The sequence below is a fragment of the Pseudomonas sp. E315 genome, from assembly GCF_055406205.1.
The window spans coordinates 1-14,747 of the sequence record NZ_JBUZPJ010000001.1; the positions used below are offsets into that span (position 1 = coordinate 1).

Annotated in this window: 12 protein-coding genes, 1 rRNA gene and 2 pseudogenes; 7 read left to right on the forward strand and 8 right to left on the reverse strand. The window is 53.6% G+C overall.

Annotation, left to right across the window (positions count from 1 at the left end; genetic code table 11):
* Nucleotides 1-177: 177 nt before the first annotated feature.
* A 5S ribosomal RNA gene (gene rrf / locus ACZRJQ_RS00005) occupies nucleotides 178-293 on the forward strand.
* Nucleotides 294-402: 109 nt separating this feature from the next.
* Here rrf and ACZRJQ_RS00010 read toward each other — a convergent pair.
* Nucleotides 403-510: pseudogene (locus ACZRJQ_RS00010) on the reverse strand (IS110 family transposase); the annotation flags it as partial.
* Between the two features lie 106 nt (nucleotides 511-616).
* Nucleotides 617-973: a 6-carboxytetrahydropterin synthase QueD gene (queD, locus tag ACZRJQ_RS00015; protein ID WP_463976961.1), complete on the reverse strand. Its 357-nt coding sequence runs from the start codon at nucleotides 971-973 to the stop codon at nucleotides 617-619.
* A gap of 224 nt (nucleotides 974-1,197) precedes the next feature.
* Between queD and ACZRJQ_RS00020 the strand changes: the two genes are divergently transcribed.
* Genes ACZRJQ_RS00020 through ACZRJQ_RS00030 form a run of 3 tightly spaced genes read left to right on the forward strand, consistent with a single transcriptional unit; the run spans nucleotide 1,198 to nucleotide 3,511 of the window.
* Nucleotides 1,198-1,512 (forward strand): PepSY domain-containing protein, encoded by a 315-nt coding sequence (locus tag ACZRJQ_RS00020; RefSeq protein WP_463976962.1) that lies wholly within the window; start codon nucleotides 1,198-1,200, stop codon nucleotides 1,510-1,512.
* Nucleotides 1,512-2,180 carry a response regulator transcription factor gene (locus ACZRJQ_RS00025; RefSeq protein ID WP_463976388.1) on the forward strand — a complete coding sequence of 223 codons (669 nt, stop codon included), beginning with the start codon at nucleotides 1,512-1,514 and terminating at the stop codon, nucleotides 2,178-2,180. Before ACZRJQ_RS00020 ends, ACZRJQ_RS00025 begins: the two co-directional genes overlap by 1 nt.
* Nucleotides 2,177-3,511, forward strand: a complete 1,335-nt coding sequence (locus tag ACZRJQ_RS00030; protein WP_463976389.1) for a sensor histidine kinase — start codon at nucleotides 2,177-2,179, stop codon at nucleotides 3,509-3,511. Before ACZRJQ_RS00025 ends, ACZRJQ_RS00030 begins: the two co-directional genes overlap by 4 nt.
* A gap of 29 nt (nucleotides 3,512-3,540) precedes the next feature.
* Here ACZRJQ_RS00030 and ACZRJQ_RS00035 read toward each other — a convergent pair whose 3' ends face one another.
* Nucleotides 3,541-5,688, reverse strand: coding sequence for a methyl-accepting chemotaxis protein (locus tag ACZRJQ_RS00035; protein ID WP_463976390.1), 2,148 nt, complete (start codon nucleotides 5,686-5,688; stop codon nucleotides 3,541-3,543).
* Between the two features lie 305 nt (nucleotides 5,689-5,993).
* Here ACZRJQ_RS00035 and ACZRJQ_RS00040 point away from each other — a divergent pair, with 305 nt between their 5' ends.
* The 3 genes and pseudogenes from ACZRJQ_RS00040 (at nucleotide 5,994) to ACZRJQ_RS00050 (ending at nucleotide 9,099) form a co-directional block, all read left to right on the forward strand.
* The gene (locus ACZRJQ_RS00040; RefSeq protein ID WP_463976963.1) at nucleotides 5,994-7,313 is read left to right on the forward strand and encodes a Na+/H+ antiporter family protein; all 1,320 of its coding nucleotides are present in this window, start codon (nucleotides 5,994-5,996) and stop codon (nucleotides 7,311-7,313) included.
* Between the two features lie 103 nt (nucleotides 7,314-7,416).
* Nucleotides 7,417-8,241: pseudogene (locus ACZRJQ_RS00045) on the forward strand (cache domain-containing protein); the annotation flags it as partial.
* A 102-nt stretch (nucleotides 8,242-8,343) separates the two neighbouring features.
* Entirely contained in the window at nucleotides 8,344-9,099 is a 756-nt protein-coding gene (locus ACZRJQ_RS00050; protein ID WP_463976964.1) for a methyl-accepting chemotaxis protein, read from the forward strand.
* A 3-nt stretch (nucleotides 9,100-9,102) separates the two neighbouring features.
* On the opposite strand, the gene ACZRJQ_RS00055 is transcribed toward ACZRJQ_RS00050, so the two are convergent.
* The 5 genes from ACZRJQ_RS00055 to ACZRJQ_RS00075 all read right to left on the reverse strand — a co-directional run bounded on the left by ACZRJQ_RS00055 (nucleotide 9,103) and on the right by ACZRJQ_RS00075 (nucleotide 14,477).
* A complete protein-coding gene (locus tag ACZRJQ_RS00055) occupies nucleotides 9,103-9,963 on the reverse strand; it encodes a pirin family protein (protein ID WP_463976391.1) in 861 nt (286 codons plus the stop codon).
* 74 nt (nucleotides 9,964-10,037) lie between these two features.
* Nucleotides 10,038-10,454, reverse strand: a complete 417-nt coding sequence (locus tag ACZRJQ_RS00060) for an OsmC family protein (protein WP_463976392.1) — start codon at nucleotides 10,452-10,454, stop codon at nucleotides 10,038-10,040.
* 126 nt (nucleotides 10,455-10,580) lie between these two features.
* Nucleotides 10,581-11,801 carry a beta-ketoacyl-ACP synthase I gene (gene fabB / locus ACZRJQ_RS00065; RefSeq protein WP_463976393.1) on the reverse strand — a complete coding sequence of 407 codons (1,221 nt, stop codon included), beginning with the start codon at nucleotides 11,799-11,801 and terminating at the stop codon, nucleotides 10,581-10,583.
* 11 nt (nucleotides 11,802-11,812) lie between these two features.
* A complete protein-coding gene (fabA, locus tag ACZRJQ_RS00070) occupies nucleotides 11,813-12,328 on the reverse strand; it encodes a 3-hydroxyacyl-[acyl-carrier-protein] dehydratase FabA (protein WP_463976394.1) in 516 nt (171 codons plus the stop codon).
* A 250-nt stretch (nucleotides 12,329-12,578) separates the two neighbouring features.
* Nucleotides 12,579-14,477 (reverse strand): response regulator, encoded by a 1,899-nt coding sequence (locus ACZRJQ_RS00075; RefSeq protein WP_463976395.1) that lies wholly within the window; start codon nucleotides 14,475-14,477, stop codon nucleotides 12,579-12,581.
* Nucleotides 14,478-14,747: the final 270 nt, after the last annotated feature.

Below are 14,747 nucleotides of genomic sequence, written 5' to 3' on the forward strand. Positions count from 1 at the left end.
CTAATTGCCCGTGAGGCTTGACCATATAACACCCAAGCAATTTGCGTCGAATAGACCAGATTGCGGTGTGTGAAGACGATACAAACCGAAAGTTTGCAACTCACAAAACACCGACTCTATTACATACCCATTCGCTGGAGCGTGAGCCGAAAGGCAAACGAGCTGGCTACCGAATTTCTTGACGACCATAGAGCATTGGAACCACCTGATCCCATCCCGAACTCAGTAGTGAAACGATGCATCGCCGATGGTAGTGTGGGGTTTCCCCATGTGAGAGTAGGTCATCGTCAAGATTAAATTCCAAACCCCCTGTCTGCTCACGCAGACAGGGGGTTTGTTTTTTTCGAAGAAAAAATAGTCCACTCTGCATGCTGGCAAGTTGCTAAAGAGGCGCATCATCTATTGGCGTGAGCATTTCTTGCTAAACAGCTCGCGGCCCGACTGGTCTTGGCCGTGCAGGTGGAACGTATGTTTGCCGAGGTCGATACCGACCAGTGCTAAATCGCTCATGACGATTGCCTACAAAATAAAACACCCTGCGAAAGCGTAGCCCTCGCAGGGTGTGGGGTGACCATCTCATTAACCACCTAGCAAGGTGGTTTTTTATGCCTGACACTTAGTCGCCGTAATAAATACAGCCGCTGGTACAGGTCTCATGAATTCGTATTGCGGACAGCTCTGGTAGTAAAGGCTTCAACTGCTGCCAGATCCATTTAGCTAACACTTCACTGGTTGGGTTTTCCAAACCAGGAATGTCATTCAAATAGTTATGATCTAACTGCTCATACAGCGGTTTGAAAATCGTTTTTATTTCCGAAAAATCACGAATCCATCCTGTATTAGGATCAATATCACCGCTTAAATGAATAGCCACCTTGAAGGAGTGGCCATGTAAACGGCCGCATTTATGACCTTGCGGAACGTAAGGCAGTCTATGTGCTGATTCGAAGGTAAACTCTTTGAAAATTTCCACGGTGTCTATAGCTCTTGAATAGGTGGCTATCGCTTGGGCGATGAGTGCAGGCATGCAGTTTAACAGCTAACGCTCTTGGAGCGAGTGTAGCGCGCAGGGTCATGGTGCTATCGGAGACCACGCCTATGCGGCTTATTCAGTTTCAATTAAGCCACTATCGTTATGGTTCAGGCATTTGATGGGATTGAAAAAATGACGCGCTGCAATGAGTATTCGATCAGGAGATAAGCGTGAATGTACGAGCTGGGCAGCTAATTTCAATAGTGCTTTTTGCATTCTGCTCGTTGGCCTTGGCACGTGATCTAGGCCAAGACGAAGCACTGCGACTGCGTGAGCAAGGAGAAATTTTGCCTTTGGAGAAGCTTCTTCAAATGGCGCAGCAACGTTATCCGGGCTCAAGGCTGCTAGAGGCCGAGTTGGAGGAGGATGACGATATATATGTCTATGAAGTTGAATTGCTGACCACAATGGGCGTTGTTAGAGAGCTCAAACTGGATGCCGGTAATGGCCAATTGCTTGAAGATAAGGAAGATGATTAGTGCGCTTGCTGTTGGTTGAGGACCATGTGCCATTAGCCGATGAGCTGATTGCAGGATTATCTCGTCAGGGTTACGCCGTGGACTGGCTAGCAGATGGTCGTGATGCGCTCTATCAAGGGCAGAGTGAACCCTATGATCTGATCATTCTTGACCTCGGTTTACCGGGGATTCCTGGCATTGATGTCCTCAAACAATGGCGTGCTAACGGACTGGCAGCCCCCGTACTGATTTTGACTGCGCGCAGCTCGTGGGCTGAGCGCATAGAGGGGCTTAAGGCAGGGGCGGATGACTATCTGCCCAAGCCTTTTCATCCCGAAGAACTGCAGCTGCGCATTCAGGCGCTATTGCGCCGCTCTCATGGGCAGCCAAATCAACCATTGTTAGAGTCAGCCGGGCTGCAATTGGATGAAGCGCGCCAGTGCGTAACGAGCGATGGAGACGATATCCAGTTGACCGCTGCCGAGTTCCGCCTTCTTCGTTATTTCATGCTGCACCCACAACAAATCCTGTCTAAAAGCCATTTGGCTGAGCACCTCTACGACGGCGAAACCGAGCGAGACTCCAACGTGCTGGAGGTGCATGTCAATCATCTGCGTCGCAAACTTGGGCGCCAAGTGATCGAAACACGTCGCGGCCAAGGCTATATCTTCGGGACGGCAGGTCGGTGAGGTCCATTCAAAGGCGTTTGAGTCTTGGCTTAATCAGCGTCTTGTTGGTAGCAGGCCTCATTGTTGGGCAAGTAAGCCTTTGGTTGTTTGAAACCGGTCTTCAGCGCTATTTGGAGTCGGGGCTTAGAAACGAGAGTGAAAACTTGCTAGTTGCTTTGCGTCGAGGGCCACAAGGGTTACAACTGGATGAACGTTTGCTATCTCCCGCTTATCAGCGACCGTTTTCAGGGCACTACTTCAGTATTGTGTTTGCCGATCAACATTGGCGCTCACGTTCATTGTGGGATGCTCAGTTATCGCGGCCCAGCGAGCCGGGGCTGGACAGCACATTGCAGCCGGGGCCAGAGGATCAAATGTTGTTGGTACTGCGCAGTGACTACCAACGTTTTGGCCAAAATGTTTCCATCAGCGTGGCTCAGGACTACACGCCCATACGGGAAAGCTTCAATAAAGTTCAAAAGATTGGGTTGGCTATGGGGGTGTTCGCCCTGCTGGTGATTTTATTGCTACAGCGGCTAACAGTTCGCCGAGCATTACGACCACTTGAAATGGCTCGTCAGCAAATAGCTCAGTTACAACGCGGGCAACGCTCGCAGCTTGATGCGCAGGTTCCTGTCGAGCTTGAACCGTTGGTTTTGCAAATTAACCACTTGCTGGCTCATACCGAAGACAACCTCAAGCGCTCACGCAACGCTTTGGGCAATCTGGGGCATGCGCTTAAAACCCCGCTCTCGGTTTTGATCAGCTTGGCTAACAGCGTTCAACTTGCAGGTTACCCTGAGATTCAAAAAACACTGCTTGAGCAACTTGAGCACATTCAACAGCGCATGAGCAAAGAGCTCAATCGAGCGCGGTTAGCGGGGGATGCACTCCCAGGTGCGCAATTTAACCCCGGCGCCGAACTCCCAAGTTTAATGGCGACACTTCGTATGATTCACGGCGAGCATCTTGCACTGTCATTCAAGGTATCGCCGGGGTTGCACATGCCTTGGGATCGCGAAGACATGCTCGAGCTACTCGGCAACTTATTGGACAACGCCTGTAAGTGGGCAGATGCCTGGGTTGAGCTGAAGATTGAGCAAAACCAATGGGGGTTTATCATTGAGGTTCAAGACGACGGCCCGGGCATACCGCAAGCAGAGCGCGAGCTGGTGTTAAGTCGTGGTACACGCCTGGATGAGCAAACCAGTGGTCACGGTCTGGGGTTGGGAATAGTCAGGGATATCGTTGATGCTTGGGATGGGGAAATGCAACTTGGCGCAGGTGAATCAGGAGGGCTTTTAGTGACGATCAAACTGCCATCAGGTGCCATGAGGGCGGCGAAGGCTTGAAGCCCTGTCGCCGCCCTGTGCACGGAGCGTTAAACCCGGAACTGGTCCATCAATTGTTGCTGTTGGTTGGCCAGCGTATTCAATGACTGGCTAACCCGTGCAGACTCATTAGCCTGCTCGGACAGCGACTCGGTCACATCCCGAATAGTGGCTACGTTGTTGTTGATTTCCTCTGCAACAGCACTCTGCTCCTCAGCGGCGCTGGCAATTTGCAAGTTCATGTCCGTAATCACAGTCACTGCGTTACCAATTTGCTGCAATGCCGTCACCGCTTGGCCGACCTGCTCGACGCTGCCTTGAGCTTGTCGATGGCTATTGCCCATAGAGCTAACCACGTCCTGCGTACCCACTTGCAATTGTTCGATCACTTGACGGGTCTCTTCTACGGACTCTTGAGTCCGTCGCGCCAGATTACGAACTTCATCGGCCACCACAGCAAAGCCGCGCCCAGCTTCGCCAGCCCTCGCAGCTTCAATGGCTGCGTTCAAGGCCAGTAAATTGGTTTGCTCTGCAATGGCTCGGATGACTTCAAGCACAGAGCCAATTTTTTCACTATTGGCAGCTAAACCCTCGACTTGGGTCATGGCTACGCCCATGTCGGCGGCCAATTGGTCGATGCTCGTGGTGGTGTGGTCAATGATGCTCAGGCCCTGGCGTGTTGCTTGGTCGGCGTCACGAGCAGCTTGCGCGGCTTGTGCAGCGCTGCGGGCCACATCCTGTGCTGTTGCGCTCATCTCATGGGATGCGGTTGCCGCTTGATCCACCTGCCGGTATTGCTGCTCCATGCCGGCACTGGTTTGTGTGGCGATGGCCGCTGACTGGTCAGCGGTGCCACGAGCGTCCTGCACTGAGCGTTTAACGTCGGCAATGATCGGTTGCAGCTTGTCCAGAAAGCGGTTGAACCAGCCAGCCAATTGGCCGAGTTCGTCTTTTTTGTCGTAGGCCAGACGACGCGTTAGATCACCCTCGCCACTGGCAATGTCTTCCAGCATATGAGCGACGTCGAGGATTGGTCGGGTCACACTCCGGGCCATAAGCCATATCAGTAGCAACCCTACGACAGCGGCGAGCAAGCCCAAGCCTAACTCAATCAATGCCCCTGCGTTATTGCGTTCATCTAGCTCTGCTTGCAGCGCCTGCGCTGGGCCCACCAAAATCTTTTCTGGCACATCGAGTAATACCCCCCAAGGCTGGCTGCCTGGAATAGGTAAAAATGGTGTCAGAATTTTTAAGCGTTCATGTCCGCGAAAGCTTTGCGAATGGCTATTGCGCCCCAGCGACTGAATCAGCTGAGTGCCGTCATTAGCATCGATGTGATCCAGGCGTTGGCTGAGCTTACTGGCATCCGCACTGTGCCCAGCCAACAAACCGAGTGAGCTGATAATGCTGACATCGGTTGAACCGTCATAGAGCTTTTGGCTGGCTTGCTGACTGATGGCCTGAAGACTATTGAGGTTGATATCAGTCGACAGCGACGCGATAAGTTTGCCGTTGACGATGAGGGGGAAAACGATGCTAGTCATCAGCACCTTTTGCCCGTCAATTTCATAAAAGTAAGGTTCGACGATGCAAGGCTTAAGCGTTGTACGTGGGCAGGTGAACCACATGTTATTGGCTTGGCCGCTGGGGCCGATGCTGGTGTCAGCCAAGTCGCTTTCCGGCAGCGTCATTGAGGTCAGCTTGCCGGGTGTCGGCTGTGACCAGTAAAGCGAAAAGCGGCCAGTGTCGTTACTGCCTAACTTTTTTTGGTTGTCGAATAGCTGATCTTTGCCATCCAGCGCGTTGGCTTCAAACACCAGCGAAAAACCGAGCAAGTCCGGGTTGGCCAACAAAGCCGCCTTCACTTGGCGGGTCAGATCCTCGCGCAGATCAAACGCATCCAAAAAGCGTTTTTCTGATTGCTCACGCAAAAACAAGACTTGTCGTGCAAAGCCGTTACCGTATTGGTAGGCGTCCATGAACTGACGACTGATCGCCAAAGACTGAGCTTCACCTTGAGCTTCGATGCGAGCTTGCGCGGCCTCATTAAGCATCTGGGTACTTGATGCCTTCACCAGCTCGGAGTTGTGCTCCATGCGATAAAGAGAAAGGCCCACCAGCAACGTCACAATAGCCAATAGGCAAAGTCCGCACAGGAGGGTGATTTTCCACTGAATTGAAAGCTGTCTAGCAGACATGGAGACATCCTAAAAAGAGGCTTTGTCTGTTAGCGGCCGTACGGTGCTTTTCTTTATGACTAAATATGTATTTTTAAAACTTTAAATATCGTTTAGACCCTGTAAATACTAGGGTTAAAGCCTTTTTTGCGTACTTTGGCAACATGCCTTCGGGCGCGCTTTGACAAGGCCGCTATGCTGTTGCAAAGTGTGCGCCCTCAAATAAGTACTCCCTTCCTAATTCGGCGACTGGAACAGCAGTCTTTTGCCCGAAATCATGCGTATTGCGGTGTTTTTATCGTGAGACGAGCTATGAGGTTGTAATGATAAATGCAGTAGTTGCCGCGGTCGGCATCATGTTGGTGCTCAGTTTGTCCCGTGTGCATGTGGTCATCGCACTGATTGTCGGTGCTGTCGTGGGCGGCCTCGTGGGCGGGCTAGGTATTGAAGCCACGCTTAATGCCTTTAACAGCGGTTTGGGTGGTGGGGCGCAGGTTGCGTTGTCCTACGCGATGTTGGGCGCCTTTGCCGTCGCGATTGCCAAGTCAGGCCTGGCCCACGCGTTGGCCGACAAAGCCCTGACCCTGGTGAACAAGCAGCAGGCTGCGGGGGGCAATCGCGTTAAATGGTTGCTCATTGGGTTGCTGCTGGTGGTTGCGATTTCGTCGCAAAACATCCTGCCCATTCATATTGCGTTTATTCCGTTGTTGGTCCCGCCGCTACTGTATGTGCTGACCAAGCTAAAAATTGACCGTCGTTTGATCGCGTGTGTCATGACATTTGGTTTGATCACGCCCTACATGTTTTTGCCCGTGGGTTTTGGCAACATTTTCCTGAATCAAATTTTGTTGGCCAACGTCAGCAAAAGTGGCGTTGATATCAGCCAGGTCAATGTCACCCATGCCATGGCAATCCCCGCGCTGGGGATGTTGTTTGGCTTGGTGGTGGCGGTTTTTATCAGTTATCGCAAAAAACGTGAGTACGACCTGAGCAAAATTGAACAGGTCGAGCAAGTGGCTGTGACCTATAACCCACGAACACTGCTGGTGGCAGGTGGCGCTATTGCGGCTGCGTTTATTATCCAGCTGTGGCTGGGCTCAATGATTATTGGTGCGTTGGCCGGTTTTTTGATTTTCTCGGCGTCAGGCATCGTACGTTGGCGTGAAACGGATGACCTGTTCACAGAAGGCATGAAGATGATGGCCATGATCGGCTTCATCATGATTGCGGCCTCTGGTTTTGCCGAAGTGATGAAAGCCACGGGCGAAGTGAAATCTCTGGTTGAGTCTTCTGCGGGTTTGATTAACCACAACCGAGGCATTGGGGCGTTGCTGATGCTGTTGGTTGGGCTGCTGGTGACGATGGGGATTGGTTCGTCCTTTTCAACCGTGCCCATTTTGGCGGCTATTTTTGTCCCGCTCTGTGTGCAGCTAGGCTTTAGCCCAATGGCCATTGTGTGCATTGTGGGTACGGCCGGGGCTTTGGGAGATGCCGGTTCTCCAGCGTCTGACTCTACCTTGGGGCCGACCTCCGGCCTGAACATCGATGGCCAGCATCACCATATTTGGGACACAGTCGTACCTACCTTTCTTCATTACAACTTGCCATTGCTGGTCTTTGGCTGGGTGGCGGCAATGGTTTTGTAAAATTTCGAAAGGTATTTATTGCCAATAACACTGTGGACGGGTCTTAACTTTCAGAGTTTCAGGCCGTTAACGCAGTACGAAGTCTCTTTAAAGAGTGAAAGATATGCGCCTGAGCCTGAAGGCAAAAGTATTGTCCCTCGCGGTTTTGCCGGTCTTGTTGTTTGCCTTGGTGATCAGCTTGGCCACGGTCTGGATTTTGCAGGATCAGGCGAATAAGGAGGTTGAGGAAACTCGCCAGCGCCTGCTCAACGATGCCAAGACAACGTTGCAGAGCTACGTTGAAGTCGCCATGAGCGGCATCAAGCCGCTGTACGACGCCGCTGCGCCGAACGATGACGCTGCTCGTGCCCATGTGATCAAGTTGTTATCGAACATCACCTACGGCAAGGATGGCTATTTCTTCGGTTACGACTCGCAAGCGGTTCGCCTGTTTAAAGGCAGCAGCAGCGAAGGCGTAGGCAAGAGCTTTCAGGACAGCCGTGACCCTAATGGCGTTTACACCAACCGTGAGTTGGTGAGGGTGGGCAAGGACGGCTCCCATTACGCTCAATACAGTTCTTCGTTGCCAGGCAATGAGAAGGTATTGGTGCCCAAGCTGGGTTATACCGAATACCTGCCCAAGTGGGACATGGTCATCGGCACCGTGGTCAACCTCGACGGCATTGAGGCACAGGTTGCTGAAGTTGAGGCCAACGTCAAAGAGCGCATGCAAGGCATGGTAATGAGCATTGTTGCTATCGCCGTTTTGGTGCTTTTAGTGATCGCTGTGATCGGGATGCTGGTCGCGAACACTATTTTGCGTCCCTTGCATTTGATGAAAGCCAATTTGGACGACATTGCAGCCGGCGAAGGTGATTTGACTCATCGCTTGGCCATTACCAGTCAAGATGAGCTGGGCGACTTGGCAGGTTCATTCAACCGATTTGTCGACAAGATTCATGCAATGGTGCGTCAGGTCACTGAGATGACGTCCCAGCTCACAGGTTTGGTGGCTCAGGTCTCTGAGCAAGCCCATCGCTCCGAGCAGGCGATGGAGCGTCAGCGCCATGAAACGGATCAAGTGGCAACCGCCATCAATGAAATGTCTTCGGCAGCTCAAGAAGTGGCACGCAGCGCTCAGGGCGCTTCGGTTGCGGCGCAAAAAACCGATGAAGAAGGTCAGGTGGCTAAACGCGTGGTGGACGGCAGCATCAAGCAAATCCACGCGTTGGTTGGTGATATTCGCAGCAGTGGTACGTCCTTGGACAGCCTGCAACAAGACGTGGCATCGATTGTCAGCGTGCTTGGGGTAATTCGCTCAATAGCTGACCAAACCAACTTGTTGGCGTTGAACGCAGCCATCGAGGCGGCGCGGGCGGGCGAGGCGGGTCGTGGTTTTGCCGTGGTGGCCGATGAGGTGCGAGCGCTGGCCAGTCGTACTCAGCAGAGCACCCAGGAAATTCAGGGCATGATTGATCGACTGCAACAGGGGACTGAAGAGGCGGTACAGGCGATGCGCCGCTCTAGCGATGCAGGTGATGACACCTCTGCGCAGGCCAATCAGGCCGGAGAGTCCTTGGATGCGATGGCGCAGTTGATTGGCACTATCAACTCAATGAACGCTCAAATCGCCAGCGCAGCCGAAGAACAAACAGCGGTCGCCGAAGAGATCAACCGCAGCGTGCATCAAATTGCGGTCGCGGTAGATAACGTGGCAGACGAAACCCAGTTGGGCGCCCAGACCACCCGCAGCCTTGCGCAACTTGGTCAGCGTTTGGGTGATCTGGTTGGCCAGTTCCGTATTTAAGCGTTAAGGCAACTCGATACGGCCGATCTCTCCTGCAACGATCGGCCAATCGCCCGCAGCCCAGCGTGTTCTCGCTTGTTCGATCAGTGCGGGGTCGCTGGCAACAAAGTTCCAGTTGATGCGCCGTGGCCCGTCCAGAGGTGCGCCGCCGATCAATACCGCGTGGCAATCACCCTCGGCAAACAGCGTTGCCTCTTGGCCCGCAGGCAGCACCACCAAGGTGCGAGGTTCAAGCCTTTGCCCATCTAACTGAGCGTCACCTTCCAGCACATACAGCGCACGCTCCTGATGCTCGGTCGGGATCATCAGGGTCGTGGCAGTTTGCATCTGAATTTCAGCGTACAGCGTGGGCGAGAGTACTGGCACGGGTGATCTCAGACAAAAGCCTGAGCCGGCGATCAGCCTTATCTTTACGCCGAGGTTATCGCTGACGGGCAGGCTGCCAGCCGTGTGGTGGCTGTAATGACCAGCGCCTTGCTCTTTGTTTTTTGGGGAGGCAAGCCACACTTGTAATCCGTGCAAGGTCGAGCCTTGCTTCAGCGCTGCGGCGGGTGTGCGCTCAATGTGGGCAATCGCGCTGCCGGCCGTCATCCAGCTGACTTCACCGGGGCTTACGTGTTGATCAGAACCCAGACTGTCCTTGTGCTGCAATTGACCTTCAAACAGATAGGTCAGTGTCGACAGACCAATGTGCGGGTGTTGTCGGATATTCATCCCGTGACCCGGCGGGTAATGCGTGGGCAACATGTGATCGAAAAAAACAAAGGGCCCGACGCTGCGGCACTTAGCTGAAGGCAAAGGGCGCAAGATGGGCTGGCCTTCAACATCCTCGGCGCGAGGCTTGATTACGGTCACAGTGGGCATGGGCCTGTTCCAGCAATGAAGGAGCGCTGAGCATAACCCAACGCTCCCACTATCGGCACGGCTTGGCCAGCGTTTTACTGGCTGAAAGCGCCTTCAGACAAGTGTGTTTCGATGGTGACCTCTGCCGTGGTCATCAGTTTATGAACCGGACACTTATCGGCCACGTTATGCAGCTCTTTGCGCTGAGCATCTGTCAATACACCCTTGAGCGTCAGTTTGACGTGTAGGGCATATTTGCCTTGCTGCTCTTCACTGGCGTCGTGCTTGACCTCGACGTTCACGCCCGTGAGCGGAATGTCTTTCTTTTGCGCATAGAGTTTTAGCGTTAGCGCCTTGCAGGCACCCAGCGCCGCATCAAAATAATCGTGGGGGGAGGGTGCAGAGCTTTCGCCCCCCAATGACTTGGGTAAGTCAGTGAACACTTCGTGGTCGTCGATTTTAATGCTGTGACGAAAACCCTCGTGGGACTCGGTATTAACGGTAACAGTCATGGCAAACCTCAGAGTGGCAGTGATAAAGGTCATGATCTTTATAGAGCATTCTGTGGCGCGTACGTTCCATCAGACAAAAAAATGCCCCGAACCAGTCGGGGCATTTTTACGCAGTGAACAGAGGGCTTATTTGCCTTCCCAGCGCTTGAGGACCAGAGTGGCGTTAGTGCCACCGAAGCCGAAGCTGTTGCTCATAACGGTATTGATGGTTGCGTCTTCACGAGTCTTGGTCAGGATTGGCATGTCAGCAACAGCTGGGTCCAGCTCGTCAATGTTGGCCGAACCTGCAATGAAGTTGCCTTCCATCATCAGCATGCAGTAAATCGCTTCATGAACGCCTGCGGCGCCCAGAGAGTGACCCGACAAGCTTTTGGTCGAGCTGATAGGCGGCGCTTTGTCTGCGAAGACTTCACGAATGCCTTTCATCTCTGCCACGTCACCGACCGGAGTCGAAGTACCGTGGGTGTTGATGTAGTCGATTGGGGCATCAACCGTGGACATGGCCATCTGCATGCAGCGGATCGCACCTTCACCGCTTGGGGCAACCATGTCGTAGCCGTCAGACGTCGCGCCGTAGCCGACGATTTCAGCGTAGATCTTGGCGCCACGGGCCAGCGCGTGTTCTAGCTCTTCAACTACAACCATGCCGCCACCGCCTGCAATGACGAAACCGTCACGCTTGGCGTCATAGGCACGGGACGCTTTTTCAGGCGTGTCGTTGTATTGGCTGGACAGAGCGCCCATCGCGTCGAACAGGAACGATTGGCTCCAGTGCTCTTCTTCACCGCCACCGGCAAACACGATGTCCTGCTTGCCCATCTGGATCTGTTCCATGGCGTTACCGATGCAGTGAGCACTGGTGGCGCAGGCAGAAGCGATGGAGTAGTTCAGGCCTTTGATTTTGAAAGGCGTGGCCAGACAAGCCGAAACAGTGCTGCTCATGGTCCGCGTTACACGGTATGGGCCGACGCGTTTAACGCCTTTTTCACGCAGGATGTCCAGTGCTTCCATCTGGTTCAAGGTCGACGCGCCGCCTGAGCCAGCGATAAGGCCGGTACGCGGATTGGAGACTTGCTCCTCGGTCAGACCGGAGTCAGTGATGGCGTCTTTCATGGCCAAGTAAGCGTAAGCAGCTGCGTGGCCAACGAAACGATAGATCTTGCGATCAATCAGCTCTTCGAGGTTCAGGTCAATGGAGCCGGAAACCTGGCTACGCAGACCCATTTCGGCATATTCCGGGTTGAATCGGATGCCAGGGCGACTTGCACGCAGGTTAGCGGAGACGGTCTCTTTGTCATTGCCCAAGCACGAAACGATGCCCAGACCAGTGATAACGACGCGGCGCATGCGGATAACCCTTAGAAGTTGTCAGTTGAGGTAAAAACGCCGACCCGAAGGCCTTCGGCGGTGTAGATTTCGCGACCGTCAACGGTCACCGAACCATCGGCAATGGCCAGGTTCAGCTTGCCCTTGAGGACGCGCTTGATATGAATGTTGTAAGTGACTTTTTTGGCGGTCGGCAGAACCTGGCCAAAGAATTTCACCTCGCCCGAACCCAAGGCGCGGCCTCGGCCCGGCAGGCCTTGCCAGCCGAGATAAAAGCCAACCAGCTGCCACATGGCGTCAAGGCCCAGGCAGCCCGGCATCACCGGATCACCTTCAAAGTGACAGGCAAAAAACCACAGGTCTGGATTGATATCCAGCTCGGCGACCAATTCACCTTTGCCGTACTTGCCGCCTTCTTCACTGATATGGGTGATTCGATCCACCATCAGCATGTTAGGGGCGGGCAGTTGCGCGTTACCTGGGCCGAATAGCTCGCCGCGGCTACAGCGCAGCAAATCTTCCCGAGTAAAGGCGTTTTGTTTGGTCATGCGAGCTCCTCAATAATCCCATGCGGCGGGGTGGGGCGAATCTTCCCGACTAACCGAAAACGTAAGCGCTTCAGTTCGCCAGCCTACACATAGACTATTGCGTTGTAGTGAAAGTCACAGCGCAAAGGGCAAGAATGTACACTTGTGCACTGAAATTTTAATTCAGGCCGGTTCATTGGCCTAATCGGGTGCCTAAGACTGCCGCACTTTTGCATTTAACGCCAGTCGCAGGTGGGTGATCGAGTACAAGCTACTGCACCCAGCGCTGAATTATTTGCTCCAGATCATTACGTTTGAACGGCTTGGCGAGGTAATCGTTCATTCCTGCTTGCAAGCACGCCTCCCGGTCGCCTTGTAGCGCGTTGGCGGTCAGCGCAATGATGGGCAGGTCAACGCAGCCGGGGAGCTGACGAATTTGTCGGGTTGCCTCGTAGCCATCAATGATAGGCAGTCGGCAGTCCATCAAGATGGCTGCGAAATGTTCGGTATTGGCTTGATGAATGGCTTGTGCGCCGTCGCTGACTACAACCACGTCGAACCCAAGGCTGCCTAACATGGCTTCAATCACTGTTTGATTGACCTTGTTGTCTTCCACCAGCAGCACTTTACGCTCCCCTTTAAAAGGCAACTCTGTCGTCAACGCTTGCCTGTTGATGTGCTGGCTGGGGTGATGCAGCTCCAGCGGGATCTCCAGCGTAAACACCGAGCCCTGCGCCTCTTCACTCTTGGCATACAGGGTGCCGCCCATGCGTTCGGCCAGCGTGCGGGCGATCGGCAAACCAAGTCCGGTGCCACCGTAGCGTCGTGAAATTGAGCTGTCGGCTTGTTTGAAAGCAATAAACATCGATTCCAGTTTTTCAGCGCTAATACCGATGCCACTGTCGCGAACGGTGCAGGTGAACCAGATCAGATCATGATCGAGCGACTGCCACCGGGGTTCGATCAGGATGCTCCCGTGCTCGGTGAACTTCAGCGCGTTGCCAACCAGATTGACCAGAATCTGTCGAATCCGGGTGGGGTCGCCCAAGACATGCAAGTCCTGCATGTCATCAGGAATAACCAACTGCAAATGTAGCCCGCGTTGGTCAGCGCTGTGCTGAAAGGCCTGAGCGCAATTGCTGACCAGCTCGGGCAGGTTGAACGCAATATGCTCCAGCTCCAGGGTCGAACGCTCGATTCTGGAAAAATCCAGAATATCGTTGATGACCTTGAGCAAGTGTTCAGTGGACTCTGACGCGAGCGCAGCATATTCGGCCTGCTCTTCGGTCATTTCTGTGGTTTCCAAGAGTTGCAGCATGCCCAAAACGCCATTCATGGGTGTGCGTAGCTCGTGGCTCATCATCGCCAAAAAGTCAGACTTTGCACTGTTGGCGCGCTCGGCCTCCTCGCGCGTTTGAATCAACTGAGCAATGGCGGCTTGCTGCTCACGGCTCGCCTGCTCAAGGCCTTGTGCGAGGTTATTGATGTGCAGGGCCAAGCTGCCCAACTCGCCATCATCCACCACCGGTAAAGGCGTTTTGTAATCACCCTGCTGAAGGGCTTTAACGGCATTGCTCATGTCGCTGATGGGCTTTGACAGATTTGACGCCAGACGACGGGCCAGCAAGTAGGTGAAGACTAATGCAAACAGCGCCAGGATCATTGCCTTGAGCAAGATGTCCTGCTGACGATTGCTCAGGGCATCACTGGACATTCCGACCATCACCCGGCCCAGATAGTCTTCTGTAGGGGCAGGATTATTCAGTTTGTTTGGCGAAAATGATTGATCCAACGCGATGTTCTGCAAGCGTACCGGTGCCTGAAAAACCTCCACGTGGGTGGCGCGTTCAGTCTCTGACAATGGCTGTTCTACGCGTACCAGCACATGGTGGGCGCGATCCTGAACTTGTACGAACTGCACGTGAGGCGTGTTTAACGATGCCTGTACCAGTGATTCCAGCACCTGCGTGTTACCAGAAATAACCCCATACTCTGTGGCTGGCGCTAATTGGTTGGCTATCAATTGGCCAGTGTGATTGAGCTCCTGACGCAAGTCCTGAAGCCGTACAAAGGTAAAGAAGCTGATGAGCAACAAGGTCAACAACAGCGCAGGCCCCAGGCTCATCATCTGAGTTCGGGTGTGAATATCCCAGCGACGACGTGAGGTCATGGGCGCGAACCTTCTGGAGCCAGCGCCAGGGCAGCGGGTACATCGACCATAGGGTTTGTCATCCTTGACTTGAGGTCAGTCATTTTAAAAATGCAGCGCAGCTGCCCTCGTGTATGAATACGTGGGGCGGCATGTTAACTGAGCGTCTTCACTTTGCCAGCTAAGGCCATACACTTTCTGTTCGATCAATCGTTCAAGGCCCTCCCTTAGGGCTGGTAGCGGGTGATGTGCTCCGTATAATGCGCCGATTGCCACTGCTAGATGGATGAC

What these genes read in the sequence shown, in the direction of transcription:
- ACZRJQ_RS00035 (WP_463976390.1), bottom strand. Translation starts at nt 5,688, where the DNA reads ATGTCTGCTAGACAGCTTTCAATTCAGTGGAAAATCACCCTCCTGTGC.
- fabA (WP_463976394.1), bottom strand. Translation starts at nt 12,328, where the DNA reads ATGACCAAACAAAACGCCTTTACTCGGGAAGATTTGCTGCGCTGTAGC.
- ACZRJQ_RS00075 (WP_463976395.1), bottom strand. Translation starts at nt 14,477, where the DNA reads ATGACCTCACGTCGTCGCTGGGATATTCACACCCGAACTCAGATGATG.
- fabB (WP_463976393.1), bottom strand. Translation starts at nt 11,801, where the DNA reads ATGCGCCGCGTCGTTATCACTGGTCTGGGCATCGTTTCGTGCTTGGGC.
- ACZRJQ_RS00055 (WP_463976391.1), bottom strand. Translation starts at nt 9,963, where the DNA reads ATGCCCACTGTGACCGTAATCAAGCCTCGCGCCGAGGATGTTGAAGGC.
- ACZRJQ_RS00060 (WP_463976392.1), bottom strand. Translation starts at nt 10,454, where the DNA reads ATGACTGTTACCGTTAATACCGAGTCCCACGAGGGTTTTCGTCACAGC.
- ACZRJQ_RS00050 (WP_463976964.1), top strand. Translation starts at nt 8,344, where the DNA reads ATGGAGCGTCAGCGCCATGAAACGGATCAAGTGGCAACCGCCATCAAT.